Origin of the sequence: Streptomyces sp. NBC_01426 (genome assembly GCF_036231985.1) — a bacterium.
In the GTDB taxonomy this organism is placed as follows: domain Bacteria; phylum Actinomycetota; class Actinomycetes; order Streptomycetales; family Streptomycetaceae; genus Streptomyces.
This window is the reverse complement of sequence record NZ_CP109500.1, coordinates 7,360,260-7,373,907: the sequence shown is the minus strand read 5'-3', so window position 1 is coordinate 7,373,907 and position 13,648 is coordinate 7,360,260. Positions and strand designations below refer to the sequence as shown.

The following is a 13,648-nucleotide window of genomic DNA, read 5'->3' as shown; positions in this document are numbered from 1 at the left end:
GGCTCGCAGGCCGCCCCTCCTTCCCGGAGGGGCGGCCTGCTCCGGTCCGGTTGCTCCGGCGACCGCGGCGAGCGGCCGGTCGACCTTCAAGGTGGGCTCACGTGCGCGTCGTGAGGCGCGCGACCGCCTCGTCGTATCGCGCCTGGAGCCCCGGATCCGCCGATACCCGCAGCAGTACGCCGAGCGCCCGTACCGCACCGTCCTCGTAGCCGGACGCATCCGCCTCGCGGGCCGCCCGGTCGAGCTGCCGGATGCCCTCGGCCCGGTCCCCGAGCCCCAGCAGCGCTTCTCCCCTCACGATGAGCAGCAGTACCCGGGGCACGTCGGCCGTGTCCGATCGATCGTCGAAGGCGAGGGCCTCGGTCGCCGTGTCGAGGGCCGGGCGCCATTTCCCGGCGTCGACGCGGTGCCGGGCGAGGTGCTGCATGGCCAGTCTCTCGATGGTCCGGTTTCCGGCCGAGCGGGCCAGCTCCACCGCCCGTTCGCATCCCTGCGCGGCCTCGTCCGGGTCGCCGAGCGCCGCCTGCGCCATGGCCAGCACGATCAGCGCGTTCGCCTCGGCGACCACGTCACCCGAGCGGGCGGCGAGCGCGGAGGCGGCCCCCAGGCGATTCAGCGCCTCCACGATGCGTCCTTCCTCGATCAGCACCCAGCCGAGCACGTTCAGCACTCGCGATTCGCCGTGCTGATCGGCGTCGGCCCGGGCCGCCTCCAGCCCGGTCTCCAGGAGCGGAACCCAGCCGTCCCGCACGCGCCACACGATCAGCGGCCATAGCAGCAGGATGATGCGCCAGGTCCTGCCGTGCAGTCCGGCGGCGTGTGCCGCGGCCACCGCCGACGTGAGGTCGTCCCTCTCGGCCGCGTACCACGCCACGGCCGCGGACCGGTCGGCGAACTCCCTCACGGCGGCGGGCGCCAGGTAGTCAGCCGGCAGCGGGAGGCACTCCTCGTTGCCGGGCTCGGCCGCGGCCACGGCCGCGAGTCCCGTGGCGATGTAGTGGTCGAGCACCCGCCCCAGCGCATCGGGCCCGGCGTCCAGGCTCCGCGCGTAGAGCCGTACGAGATCGTGCAGCGTCCAGCGACCGGGCGCCGACTCCGTGACGAGGTGCGCCACGGCCAGCCGCTCCAGGGCACTCTCGGCGGCTGCCGGATCCGTACCCGCCAGGGCCGCCGCCGCATACCGGTCGACGTGTGTGCCGGGGTGGCGGCCGAGATGGGCGAACTGACGGGAGACGTGCAGGGGGAGTTGCCGCAGCGTCAGGTGCAGCGCCGCCCGCACGCCGGTGTCCTCCACGTCCAGCAGGCTCAGCCGGCGCGTCTCGTCGGACAGTTCGGCGGTCATCGCGGCCAGCGACCATCCGGGCCGTTGCGCCAGCCTGGCGGCCGCCACCCGCAGCGCGAGCGGCAGCCCGCCGCACAGCTCGGCCAGCCGCCGCGCGGCGACGGGCTCCGCGAGCACCCGTTCCGCGCCGAGTACCCCGGCGAGGAGCATCGTGCCGTCCTGCGGCCCGAGCACGTCCACCGCCACGGGCCGGGCGGTGTCGGTGACGATCAGCCCCGGCAGCCGGTGTCTGCTCGTGACGATGGTGACGCAGCGGGGACCGCCCGGCAGGAGCGGCCTGACCTGCTCGGAGTCACGCGCGTTGTCGAGCACCACGAGGAGCCGGCGGTCGGCGGTCAGCGACCGGAACAGCGCGGCCGCGCCGTTCGCCGAATCCGGTATCCGGTGCTGCGCGACACCGAGCGCCGGCAGGAACTCGCGCAGCACCTCCATCCGATCCGGCACGCCCGTGTCGCCGAAGCCGCGCAGGTCGGCATAGAGCCGCCCGTCGGGGAAATCGGCCCGGCCTTGGTGTGCCCAGTGCAGCACCAGGGCCGTCTTCCCCACCCCGGCGGGCCCGGTGATCAGGCAGACGGGTGCCTCGCCTGTGGCGGCCCGGGACAGGGCGGCGAGCTCCGCCGTCCGCCCGTGGAAGCCGCGCGGTGCGCGCGGGAGCAGATCGGGCGCGTGGGTGTGCGCGACGACATCCGGTACGGCGGCGTGGGCCGGATCGACCGGCGCGGTGGCCGGGCGAGGATCCGGGACCTCGGCGGCTGCCGTCTCCACGTCCCCCGTGGCCTGCGTCGGGCCTCCTTCAGCGCCGCGCAGGGCGCAGGCGAAGGCGTTCGCCAGTTCCGGACCCGGGTCCACGCCCAGTTCGTCGGCGAGCAGCCGTCGGGTGCGGTGGAACCAGTCCAGCGCCTCCGAGCGGCGGCCCGCGCTCTGGAGCGCCCCCATGAGGGCGGCGGACAACGATTCGCGCAGCGGGTGGGCCACTGCCTCGGCGCGCAGAACGGTCACGGCGCCGGCGTGCTCACCCGACCGGGCGTAGCCCGCCGCCAACTGCTCCACCGCGGCCAGCCGCAGCTCCTCCAAGGCCTGCGCGGCGGCCTGCAGCGGAGGGCTCGGGCACACGTCGGCCAGCGCCGGTCCCTGCCACAGCGACAGCGCCTCCCGGTACATCGCCACGGCGTCGGCCGGGTCACGCTGCTCACGGGCCCGGGCCACCAGATCCTCGAAGCGGTGCACGTCCAGCAGGACCCTCGGCATGCGCAGGACGTACGCCGCGCCCTGGGTGACCAACTCGACGCCGTGCGCCCCGGCGCCGGCGCGCGTCAGCGAGGCCCGCAACTGGGACACATGGCCCTGGATGACGCTGCGGGCGCGCGCCGGCGGTTCCCGTTCCCACAGAGCGGTCGTCAAGTAATCGACAAGCACCGGGTTGTTGGGGCGCAGCAGCAGGGCGGCCAGCAGGCTGCGCCGTTTGACGGGACCGAGCGGTAGATCGCCTGCCTCGGTGACAACCGACACCGCTCCGAGCAATCGGAACTCCATCTGCCCACGCCTCCCAGCAAAAGAGTTCAGGATAGCGCCCACGGACAAGAAGCAAGCGGCGCCGGGCCGTGCGCCCTGCTGTCGGGAGGACCCCTGGCCGGGCAGTGGGTGGAGTCGCTCGGCGTACGAGTTCGAGCCCACTCCCCGATAGGGTGTTCGACGTCCGTGTCGGGTGTCCACGTGCCCCACGGAGCACACGCGTTACTTCGGGGGAAAGCACCAAGTGAGTACGAACAGAACGACGTCCGCGAACCGATCCACGTCCGGTGGCGCGCTGAGGGCGTTCTTCCGGGCCTGGGCGGGAGGCCTCGAATCGACGGCCGAGCAGGCGCACGACCCGCTCATCGCCTGGATGCAACGCGCCCGGACGATCATCGGTCTGGCCGCTGCCGTCTATCTGGTCGTGGCATATCCCCTGAGCAGCGGTGGCGAGGAGTTCATCGTCGGCAAAGTCGTCGAACTGGGCCTCGCCTGCGTCATCCTGGCCATGGGCAGCATCATCGGCATCACGGTCTTCCTCTCCGCGAGCACCCGGGATCGGCGCCGTGACTTCGCGGAACGACTGCACCGGCCGATCATCCTGGTCCTCATGCTTGCCCTCGGCCCCACCGCCATGTGGGTGGGGATCACCGCCCTCCAAGGCGAGCTCGTCACCCCCGAGGACTTGAAGGGCTTCCTCTCCTCGACCATCGGACTCGGATTCTTCTCCGCGGTGCTGGGGTTCCTGTTCCTGGTCGTCGGCTGGCTGGCATCCGTCGCCGTGGTGATCGCCTCGGTCCCCTTCACCCTCTTCTCCGCCTACACCTGCGTCTTCACGTGCTTCCGGGCTTCGGACGTGCACCAACTGCTCCCGGCGTTGATCTCGCCCCTGCTGGTCTGGTCGCTCTTCGCGTTCCAGCTCTTCAACGGCCCCGACGTCGCCGCACCGCCGGAGGTGCTGTACACGTTCATGCTCGGCGGCCCCCTGTCGGTGACCGCACTCTCCGTCTGGGAGGTACGTCGCCTGCGCAGCCGCCACGGGATCACCCTGCGCGCCGCCCTGGGGCGCTGAACGATCCCTCACCGAGGGCACGCAGGCGGGAGCGAAGGCACGGCCCGTTCCTCCGCGGCGCCGAAGGCCTTCGGGGCGCCTCGGCTCCTAGTGCTGCGGCCGGAAAGGTTCACCGTGTCGCGGCGCCCGGCACGGCACCTCGCCGCGTTGTCGAACCGCCCGAGTACGTCCAGTACAAGCGGCAGTCCTCCGCCTTGCGATGCACCGCACCGGACACCGCGACCCGGCAAACCTTTCCGGCCACAGCACTAGGCTGAAGTCGAGGCTTCGAAGGAGGAACACATGCAGATCGCCGTCACCACCCCGACCGGGAACGTCGGCCGTCACGTCGTCGCCATGCTGGTCCGCGCCGGTGTCCGGCCGCGCGTCTTGCTGCGCGATCCCGACCGGCTGGCTCCCGAGATCCGAAACGAGGTGGATGTCGCGCTGGTCGACCAGTTCGACGCCGACTCGGTGGTGGCCGCCACCCGCGGCATCGACTCGCTCTTCTGGGTGGACCCGACCACCGGCAGCGAGGATCCCCTCGCCGACTACGCCCGCGCCACCACCAGCGTGGTCCGCGCCGTCACCGACAACCGGATCGGCCGGATCGTCTTCCAGAGCAGCGTCGGAGCCGAGAAACGTCACGGCGCCGGCGAGATCGACGGTCTGGCACGGACCGAGACCGCCTTGGACGACTGCGACGTCCACGTCACCCACCTGCGCTGCGGCTACTTCTTCACCAATCTCGAACTTCAACTCGACGCCCTGCGAGCGGGCACCCTCCAGGTGATCCTTCCACTCGACCAACCCATGGCCTGGGTGGCACCTCGCGACATCGCCGAGGTAGCCACCACCCGTCTGCTGTCCCCCACTTGGTCCGGGCGCTGCGTACAGGCGGTCCACGGACCCGCCGACCTCACCTGGCGACACGTCGCGGAGATCCTCACCGCCGCCACCGGCCGGCGGATCGACGTCGAACGGATCACCGACGACACCATGCGCAGCCGGCTCCACCAGGCCGGAATGACCGACGGGTTGGTGGAGGCCGTGCTCGGGATGTCGACCGGCCTGCGCGAGAACTTCGTGCCCGAACAACGCCGAAGCGTGCGGACCACCACCCCGACCACCCTCGCCGCCTGGGCCTACGACCACCTCCGGCACCGGATCGTCGACGCGTCGTGAGCCGGCGGTGGCCTGGCCGCCACCCGGGGTCAGGCCACGACGGCCGGTGAGGAGCCGCCCGTCACCACGAGGCGGGGTGTGCCCGTGCCGTCGGCCGGGACGGACCAGATGTCGCTCGCCCGGCCGCCCTGGCCCGGCCGGGCGTAACCGATGGTCGTGTCGTCCAGCCAGACGGCCTGGTCGTCGACGCCGTGCGGCTCGGCGAGCGGATGGTCGCGCAGGTTCGCCAGGTCCAGGACGAAGAGCCGCCAGGGGTCCGCCGGGTCGTCGGAGACCCTCTTCTTGAAGGCGATCCGGGCGCCGTCGGGGGACAGTGACGGGCATTCGACGTTCTCGCGCAGCGCCCTGGCCGACCAACTCCGCAGGTCCCCCTCCACGAGGTGGGTGCGGCCGCGGGTCGAGACGGTGGCGAAGAAGCGGTTGTCGTCCGCCGCGAAGGTGACGCCCCAGTAGTTGACGTCGGCCGCGTGGTGGCGGGCTCCGCCGAGGGTCAGCGGAATGTCCTCCATCGTCTTGACCAGGTAGCCGGTGCGCAGGTCCAGGATCGAGGTCCGGGTGGAGAAGCCGGGGCCGGCGTAGGAGTCGCCCGTCGCGAACGTGGTCCAGGACAGCAGATTGCCCGAGGCGGACACCCTGGCCCGGTTGGGGATGCCGGGGACGGTCACGCGGCGGATCTCCCGCAGCTGCCGGTCCGTCACCAGGGCCTCGGTGCGTGCCGGCAGGCCGGGTAGTTTGCGCAGGCACAGCACGCGGTTCGCGGCGGCGTGGAACCGGTCGCACGTGGGGCCGCCGCGCGCGCCCGCTCCCCCGGGGCCGGCCGCGCGCGCGAGCAGCCCGGTGGCCGCGTCGCGGAAGTAGAGTCCGGGCGCGGCCAGGCCGAACGAGCCGTCGCCGCTCTGCCGGGTCGTCTGCTCGCGGTGGCGGGCGTGCATGACGTACCCGAGAGAGCCGCCGGCGAGGACGAACACGGCGAGGGCGACCAGAGCGGTGCGCAACCTGTGTCGGTGGGGTGTCACGGCTCCTCCGGTGCGGGGACGGGCGACGGGCCGGCGGGTACGGAGGCGGGCAGCACCCGCCAGGCGGCGGCGAGGGCCAGGGCGAGGACAAGCGCCGCCGCCCACAGGGCGGGCCCCTGCCCCCAGTAGGTCCAGGCGGCCCCGAAGCCGGCCGCGCCGAGGAGCCGGGCCAGTGCCTGGCCGGTCTGGAGCACCGCGAGCCCGCCGGCCCTGCCGCCGGCGGGGAGCACGGGACCGGCGTACGCCATCAGGACACCGTCCGTGCAGGCGTAGAAGACGGACAGGAGCAGCAGGACGGCCGCGATGCTCGGCCAACCGGGCGGCAGGAGCAGGACGGTGTACGCGCCGAGCAGTGCGGCGTGCCCGAGCAGGAACGGCAGCCGGCGCCCCCGGGAGTCGGCGATCCGGCCCGCCGGGACGGCGAGCAGCAGGTAGCCGGCGGCGGCGCCGAGGGGCAGCAGCGGGAAGAGGGCGGGCGGCAGGTCGAGCCCGCGCTGGATCAGCAGGTAGAGGAAGGCGTCGCCGATGGTGGCCGCGCCGAGCAGCACCGCGGCCGCCAGGATGCGGCGGAAGACCGGGTCGCGCAGTGGCGTCGCCCGGGGTGGTGCCGGGGGCGAGACGGTACGGCCCGCGGCGGCCGGTACGTACAGGGCGAGCAGGAGCACCCCGAACAGCCCGGTGCAGAAACTGACGGCGAACACCGCGTCGTAGGCGTCGGCGGTGGCCCACAGGACGGCGAACGCGGCGAGGGGACCGAGGAGCGCCCCGGTGGTGTCCATGGCGCGGTGCACGCCGAAGGCCCGGCCGAGGGCCTCCGGTGGAACGCTGAGTGAGATCAGGGCGTCGCGCGGGGCGGTGCGGATGCCCTTGCCGAGCCGGTCGACGGCGAGGGAGGCGGCGATGCCGGTGGCGGCTCCGCCGGCGAGGAGCAGGCCCAGTCGGGAGAGGGCGGACAGCAGGTATCCGGCACCGGCGATCCGCTTGTGCCGGCCGCCGCGATCGGCGAGCCGGCCGCCGAGCAGCCGTACGAGGGCGGTCGCGGCGTTGAACATGCCGTCCAGGAAGCCGAATTGGAGGGGGGAGAGGCCGAGTCCGAGCACGAGGTAGAGGGGCAGTACGGCGGTGACCATTTCGGAGGAGACGTCGGTGACGAGGCTGACGGCGCCGAGGGCGAGGACGGCGGCGGGGACGCGCCGCCGGGCCCCTGGGGTGCGGGGCGGCGCGTCCGGGCGGCCGGTGTGGGCCAGGTACATCAGTGGCAGCTGTACTTCGGGCTCGTGTCCTTGACCTGGCCGTCGCTGCCGACGTAGGTCCAGCCGTACCCGGAGTCGGTGAACTCCAGCTTCAGCACGCCGTACTGGCCGCTGATCCGCTTCTGGCTGTTGGGCTGGACCTCCTCGATCGGATAGGGCTCGGCTCCGCCCATCCCTCCGACGATCTCCACGATGCCGCTCGCGGTGGCCTTGCCGTCGGGGTCCTGCGGGGCGAACCGCTCGTAGTGGTGGTCGTGGCCGTTCAGGACGAGGTCGGCCTTGGCGCCGTAGAGGAGCTTCCACACGGGCTTGGAGACCGGGTCGTTGCCGTGTCCGCCCGAGGAGTAGAGCGGGTGGTGCCAGTAGGCGGCCACGCAGGGCTTGGTGTTGGCGGCGAGGTCGGCCTTGAGCCAGTCGGTCTGGGCCTTCTGGTCGAAGGAGTTGGAGTCGAGGGCGATGAAGTGCCAGTTGGCCTCGTCGAAGCTGTAGTAGCTCTTGCCCTGCGGGTAGGCGATGCTGCCGAAGTAGGCCTTGTAGCCGGCGAGGGCGCCCGCCGGGTCGTATGTCTCGTGATTGCCGGGAACCGGGCGGGTCCTCGCCTTGAAGGCCCCCCAGGTCTTGTCGTAGTAGGCCCGGAAGTCGGCGATCCGGGCGTCGTCGTACTGGTTGTCGCCCATCGTCAGATAGAATTTCGGGTTGATCTGCCGGGCGAGGGCGGCGGTCTTCGGGTGGGCGCAGCCGCTGTCGGAGGCGGTGCACTGGGCGGCGATGTCGCCGGCGGCGACCACGGTGAAGGCGCCCGCCGGGGGCGGGCCGCCGCCGGGCGTGCCGTACACCTCGGCCTCGAAGAGCGAGTAGCCGTACGTCGTGCCGCGGGCGGTGCCGTGGATGCGCAGGTAGCGGCCCTTGCCCGTGAGGCCGGTCCAGTCGTCGGTGGCACCGTTGCCCGCGCTTTCCTCGGCGAGGGTGATCCAGGTGGCCCCGTCCTCGGAGACCTCGACACGGTACGCCTTGGCGTAGGCGGCCTCCCAGGTCAGCCGGACCCGGGTGACGGCGGCGCCGGCTCCCAGGTCGACCCGGATCCACTGCGGGTCCTCGCCCTCGGCGCTGGCCCAGCGGGTGGTGGCGGAGCCGTCGAAGGCGTTGGCGGCCGCGAGCGAGGAGCTCTCGGCGGAGGAGGCGGTGGCGGGCCTCCCGCGCGAGATGAGCGGGTCGGCGGCGGCTCCGGCCCGTCCGGGCCAGGCGAGCAACAGCCCGCCGACGAGCGCGAGGACGCCGGTGAGCACGAGGAGGAGGGTGCGGGGGCGGGTGTGTAACAGGGGGGTTCCGGCTGAGGCGTTGAGGTGCATCTGGACTCCCTTGCTTCGGGGACGGCGAGAGCTGGGCACCGGTGCGGGGGCACCGCCCCCGAGACGAGGGACGGTCGGGGGCAGCGCGACGGCGGCCGGGGCAGAGCTCTCGCTGAGCGCGTCATGCCCCGGGGAGCGGGCACCGCGCCAAGCCGCCGACCGGGAGCGTATCGGATAGGAAGGTTTCCTACCAGTGGTGCGGAGGGCCCCTTCCGCGGGCCCCGCGGAGGCTCCCGGAGGGTCGTCACGGGGCGACACGGGGGCGCCCGCGAGGAGGGGGCGTTCGCGCCGTCATCAGCTTCGTCAACGACCCCGAGAACCGGGTGCTGCACGCCGCCGCGACCGCCGGCGTGCAGCACGTCGACATCACCCGGTGGACGGGCCGCCTGCAACGGGCCGTCACCGTCGCCGCCCTGCTCCGGCCGACGGGGCCCGTGCCACCCGCATCGGATTCAGCTCCCCGGCCGCGACCCTCGCGCTTCGCGGCACGGGATTCTTCCGCTGGGCCGGCGGGGAACGCTGGGCTCCGGCGCGCCGGGCCCTGCTCCACTCGCCGGGCGACGGCGGAACGGCCCGACTGCGCGTGGACGTCACCCACCGCGGGCGCACGCGCACCGCGACCGTCACCGACCCGCTCGGCCGGCACCACCTGACGGCGGTCGGGGCGGTCGTGGGCCTGCGCCGCGTCCTCGGCACCGACGGCTCCCCCGCCCCGCCCGTGCCGCCCTCCTGTCGGCGCTCCTCGACCGCGTCCTCGCCTCGTCCCTGGAGCGGGTCACCGCCCTCACCCTCGCCCCCACGCACGGCACCGGCCACGAAGCCCTGCTCGACGCCCTCCCCTCGGACCACGACGACCCCGGCCTGGTGCGCCTGTTCACCGAGGTGTGGGCGCTGGCGGCGCACGACGATGCGGTCCCGCCGCCCGCAGGCAGGCCTTCACGACGCCGCCCCCGCCCCGTCTGCCCCGCGACTTCCGCGGCAAGGGCAAGTGGATCGTGCGGGACCTGGACATCACGGTGCCGTTCACCTGGGAGGGGAAGGACGGCAACAGCCAGATGACCGCGGGAGGCCCGCAGTACCCCATCTGGTTCACCAACCTGATCTACCACGACACGCTCTACACGCTGACGTACAAATGGCCCGGCCTGAACGAACACCCCTGCTCACGCATCCCCGGCTTCAACCTGGAGACGCTGAACCAGGGTTTCGAGGAGGCCCGGTTCGTCGGTCCGGAGACCCTGCGGTGCACCCACCCGCAGCGACGCGTGAACCACTGGAGAGTGGGTGTCGTCCTGCCGAAGCTGCCTCCAGGAAACCACCCCCGCCTGCCGCTCGCGCTCGGTGACATCTACGTCGACGAGAACAACCGGGGAACCTTCTGGCAGGTGCTCCAGTTCGGTGTCCAGAACCTCTACGACCCCGAGCTGGACGAGTGGCTGGTCATGGACACCTTCGAACACCGCCCCGGGACCGTGACCCTTCCCCGGCGGTGCGAGCCGCCCCGCTGAACGCGGCCCCGGCGGCGACCCTGGGGGTTTGGCCGGTGCCCCTTCGGCCAAACCCCCAGGGTCGCAGGTCGGCACGTCACTCGTACCGATACTTCAGCGAGTCCGCCTCCGCCCGCTCGATGTCGGCGATCGTCAGCTCCGGCAACCGCAGTTGCGCCAGCGTCACCTCCGCCGAAGCTGGCTGGGCGTCCGCCGACAGCCACTCCTCCGGCTTCCAGGCCGCACTGCGCAGCAGCGACTTGGGGCAATGCGGGTAGACCTCCTCGATCCCCAGTACCAGCGCACTGGCCGGCGGCTTGCCCACCGCGGTCAGCTGCGACAGCAGCTCTGGACGCGTGGAGACGCAGGCCCGGCCGTTCACCCTGAGCGTCGTGGTGCGCCCCGGGATGACGAACAACAGCCCGGCCCGTCCGGTGGCGATGACGTTCTGCAGGGTGTCGAGACGCTTGTTGCCGGTCGCGTCCGGTATCGCCACCGTCCGTTCATCCAGGACGGCGACGAACCCGGCGGGGCCGCCGCGCGGGGAGACGTCACAGTTGCCCTCGGCATCCGCGCTGGCGATCAGGACCAGCGATGAGCAGCCGATCAACCACCGTGTCTGCTCGGTGAGTTCCGTCATCTGCTTCCGCACGGCCGCGCCGCTGGGAGACGGGTAGACCCGGCGCAGCGCCTCCTGGTCGCGCACGGCGTCGAGGCGGAGAGAGTCGAAGGCACTGCCGTCAAGGGATGTCGTCATGCCTCCGACCCTAAGGGGCCGGCCTGCGATTGATCTCGGTCGAATCGTAGGCGCTGAAAAACGGCCTGGCGGCGGGTACAGCTTGCCCCGACCCCGCGGTCGCGGTCGCGGTCGCGGTCAGGCATCACCGGACGGACGGGACGTCCAAGCGCGGGTGTACTGCCCACCAAGCGACAGGCCGTCAGACGGGTTCGGTGGCGAAGAGTTCCAGATGCGAGCAGCGGGGGCAGCGGTACGCCTCGATGCGGCGGCGCGGGCGGCCCATGCGTTTGGCGCCGCCGAACAGGCCGCGCTCCAATGGCCCGGCGATCCAGCGGGCGTACCCGCGAGCGCCCTCCCCCGCGACCTCGACGAAGCCGGATTCCAGTCCGGCGGCGCCGCAGTACGTGCACTTCATCCCATCCATCGGACGAGTGTACGAAGCCGGCACGGCGCCTGCGCGTCAGGGCCGCGGATTGCAGGACGCTCGCCGCTTCGACGGTGTCCGCGGTCGCGAACAGCCGATGAGCCACCGAGTGGCTCTGCGTGGTGTTCGGGCTCCGTGGTATCCGGCAACGAAACCCGTGCAAGAAATCGTTTGGCCGGCCACGGGCACCACTGCTACGTTTCCGGCGGCCGTGCGAGAGAACGAGGAGGTGGTACCCGTGAACGCAGTATCGACATGGGTGCTCCCCTCCGGGGTCACGGTCGGACGATAGGCAGGTCGTCCGGGAGCGCCGTTCTGAGCACTCCCGAAAGGCACGACCATGCATTTCACTTCTGAACAGTGTCTCGACGACGGTGTCCTCGAACGCGAATTCACCCTCGGCGAGATCCCCGGCATCCTGTGGACGCCCGAGTCCACCTCCGCACCGACGCCGCTGATCCTGATCGGCCACCCCCCGCTCGGACTGCGCAGGATGTACCCCCGGCTGGTGGGGCGGGCCCGGCACTACGCGGCGGAGTACGGCTTCGCCGCCGCCACCATCGAGCTTCCCGGGAGCGGTGAACGGCCTCGTTGGGCCGCTGCCGAGCAAGCCCGCGCCGACCTGCGGCGGGCGATCGAGGCGGGCGAGCCGGTCAGCGGCGAGATCGTCGACGCCCTCATCCTCCCGCTGGTCGAGAAGGCGGTACCGGAATGGCGGGCGGCCCTGGACGCCCTGCTCTCGCTGCCCGAGATCGGCGGCCCGGTCGGGTACGAGGGAGGAGTGATCTCCGTCGGCGTTCGCCTCGCGGTGGTCGAGCCGCGCATCGTGGCCGCCGGCTTCTTCGCCGGAAGTCTCGTGCCCGCCACCATGTTCGAGGAGGCCCGCAAGGTCACCATTCCGCTGCACGTGCTGTTGCAGTGGGACGACGAAGGGAACAACCGGCAGGCGGCTTTGGACCTGTTCGACGCCTTCGGCTCTGGGGAGAAGACCCTGCACGCCAATCTCGGTGGGCACACCGGCGTCCCCCGGTTCGAGCTCGACACCGGGGCCCGGTTCTTCGCCCGGCACCTGAAGTAGGACCGGGCCGCGGTCAGCAGCACGGCGGGCCGTCCCACTCTGCTCACGGACGGCGATGATCCCTGCGTGCCGTAGAGGAGGGAGAGTCGTTGATCGGGCAGGGCATTTCCGCCCCTTCTTCACCATTCAAGAAAGGCACTCACGATGCGTGCTGTCCGCCCCGCCGTCCTCTCCCTCCTCGCTCTCGCCTTCACCCTGACCGCCCAGTCGGGCGCGGCCCACGCCTCCCAGGGCCCGTTCAGCTGGATCGGCGCCCAGGACAAGCCGTTCTTCGTCGAGGACCTGCCCGACGGGAAGTGCTTCACGATGAGCCAGGAGGCACGCGGCGCCCACAACGGGACCAAGACCCCCGTCACGGTCTTCGCCGGGAAGGACTGCAAGGGCAAGGCACTGCGTCTGGCCCCGGGGCAGAAGGCACCGCGCAACACCTCGTTCACCAGCCTCCGCTTCGGCGCGAACTGAACGACTCCACACAGAAGCCTCGCCGCGCCCTCCGGACTGCCACCAACGGGCGCGGCCGGCTCTGCGGACGCGGGTCACCACTGGTGTGGGATGGCGATGCCGACTGCGCGCAGCTTCCCCTCGACCAGGGTGTTCAACCGGGCCATGGATGGTGCCCGGTCGTCGCGGTGGTGGTTGACCAGTCCGTACCGGGCGGAGGCGTTGAACTGGCGGCCCGGCGTCGGGCGAGGAATGCCCGGCGCACATCGATGGCGTCCGCCGGGTAGATCGCGGATCGCGACGTGCCTCAGAGAGTATTTCTGGCTCAATTCATCCCGAACCGGCGGTGCTCCTTGTCCATCCTGTATCGGACGAGCGGGGACAGGGCCCGTTCCGTTCCGCACTGGCTCGTGGATGTCGTAGCCACGAAGGTTGAGCCTCGCCCGCCGGCGCCGCAGACTCGTGGTCCGACAATGCCGAGCATAGCGGCGAGTTCGGGTGCGAACACCAGAAGTCGTTATTCGTTCGCGCTATTGGTTCACCCTGGGATAAGCGACCTGCGAGAGGGGAACGCCCTTCCCCCGGCGAGTGCCGAGGTACCCGATCTCTTTCTGCACAGGATCCACACATGAGCCCGGCTTCGCGGTGGCGGCGGGTGGCCCGGGGAAGTGGTTCACCCATTCCCCGGCGCCCGCCTACCGGTGTCCATGACGACCGGTTCGCCGCAAGCCCTGCCGTTGCCCGTCTCCGAGGCCGTTCTCGTGCCGTACA

Annotated in this window: 11 protein-coding genes; 5 read left to right on the top strand and 6 right to left on the bottom strand. The window is 71.9% G+C overall.

Translation table 11 applies throughout. The features are described from left to right. Nucleotides 1-97 precede the first annotated feature (97 nt). Complete coding sequence (locus OG906_RS33045) at nt 98-2,875, bottom strand: AfsR/SARP family transcriptional regulator (RefSeq protein ID WP_329447702.1); 2,778 nt, start codon at nt 2,873-2,875, stop codon at nt 98-100. A gap of 223 nt (nt 2,876-3,098) precedes the next feature. Here OG906_RS33045 and OG906_RS33040 point away from each other — a divergent pair, with 223 nt between their 5' ends. Further along, nucleotides 3,099-3,926, top strand: coding sequence for a hypothetical protein (locus tag OG906_RS33040; RefSeq protein WP_329447701.1), 828 nt, complete (start codon nt 3,099-3,101; stop codon nt 3,924-3,926). Nucleotides 3,927-4,208: 282 nt separating this feature from the next. Then, nucleotides 4,209-5,090 carry an NAD(P)H-binding protein gene (locus OG906_RS33035; RefSeq protein ID WP_329447700.1) on the top strand — a complete coding sequence of 294 codons (882 nt, stop codon included), beginning with the start codon at nt 4,209-4,211 and terminating at the stop codon, nt 5,088-5,090. 29 nt (nt 5,091-5,119) lie between these two features. On the opposite strand, the gene OG906_RS33030 is transcribed toward OG906_RS33035, so the two are convergent. The 3 genes from OG906_RS33030 to OG906_RS33020 are packed head-to-tail and all read right to left on the bottom strand — an operon-like array spanning nt 5,120 to nt 8,708. Beyond that, a complete protein-coding gene (locus OG906_RS33030) occupies nt 5,120-6,106 on the bottom strand; it encodes a TolB family protein (RefSeq protein WP_329447699.1) in 987 nt (328 codons plus the stop codon). Further along, a complete protein-coding gene (locus OG906_RS33025; protein ID WP_329447698.1) occupies nt 6,103-7,359 on the bottom strand; it encodes an MFS transporter in 1,257 nt (418 codons plus the stop codon). Before OG906_RS33025 ends, OG906_RS33030 begins: the two co-directional genes overlap by 4 nt. Continuing rightward, nucleotides 7,359-8,708: a discoidin domain-containing protein gene (locus tag OG906_RS33020; protein WP_329447697.1), complete on the bottom strand. Its 1,350-nt coding sequence runs from the start codon at nt 8,706-8,708 to the stop codon at nt 7,359-7,361. Before OG906_RS33020 ends, OG906_RS33025 begins: the two co-directional genes overlap by 1 nt. Nucleotides 8,709-9,592: 884 nt before the next feature. Between OG906_RS33020 and OG906_RS33010 the strand changes: the two genes are divergently transcribed. Next, nucleotides 9,593-10,216, top strand: a complete 624-nt coding sequence (locus OG906_RS33010) for a hypothetical protein (protein ID WP_329447696.1) — start codon at nt 9,593-9,595, stop codon at nt 10,214-10,216. A 76-nt stretch (nt 10,217-10,292) separates the two neighbouring features. Here the strand turns inward: OG906_RS33010 and OG906_RS33005 are convergent, their stop codons facing one another. Together OG906_RS33005 and OG906_RS33000 are read right to left on the bottom strand one after the other, a co-directional pair. Continuing rightward, nucleotides 10,293-10,952, bottom strand: a complete 660-nt coding sequence (locus OG906_RS33005) for an MSMEG_1061 family FMN-dependent PPOX-type flavoprotein (RefSeq protein WP_329447695.1) — start codon at nt 10,950-10,952, stop codon at nt 10,293-10,295. A gap of 181 nt (nt 10,953-11,133) precedes the next feature. Continuing rightward, the gene (locus OG906_RS33000) at nt 11,134-11,358 is read right to left on the bottom strand and encodes a hypothetical protein (protein WP_329447694.1); all 225 of its coding nucleotides are present in this window, start codon (nt 11,356-11,358) and stop codon (nt 11,134-11,136) included. Nucleotides 11,359-11,698: 340 nt separating this feature from the next. Here OG906_RS33000 and OG906_RS32995 point away from each other — a divergent pair, with 340 nt between their 5' ends. Next, nucleotides 11,699-12,436 carry an alpha/beta hydrolase gene (locus tag OG906_RS32995; RefSeq protein ID WP_329447693.1) on the top strand — a complete coding sequence of 246 codons (738 nt, stop codon included), beginning with the start codon at nt 11,699-11,701 and terminating at the stop codon, nt 12,434-12,436. Between the two features lie 144 nt (nt 12,437-12,580). Further along, nucleotides 12,581-12,898, top strand: a complete 318-nt coding sequence (locus OG906_RS32990; RefSeq protein WP_329447692.1) for a hypothetical protein — start codon at nt 12,581-12,583, stop codon at nt 12,896-12,898. Nucleotides 12,899-13,648 lie beyond the last annotated feature (750 nt).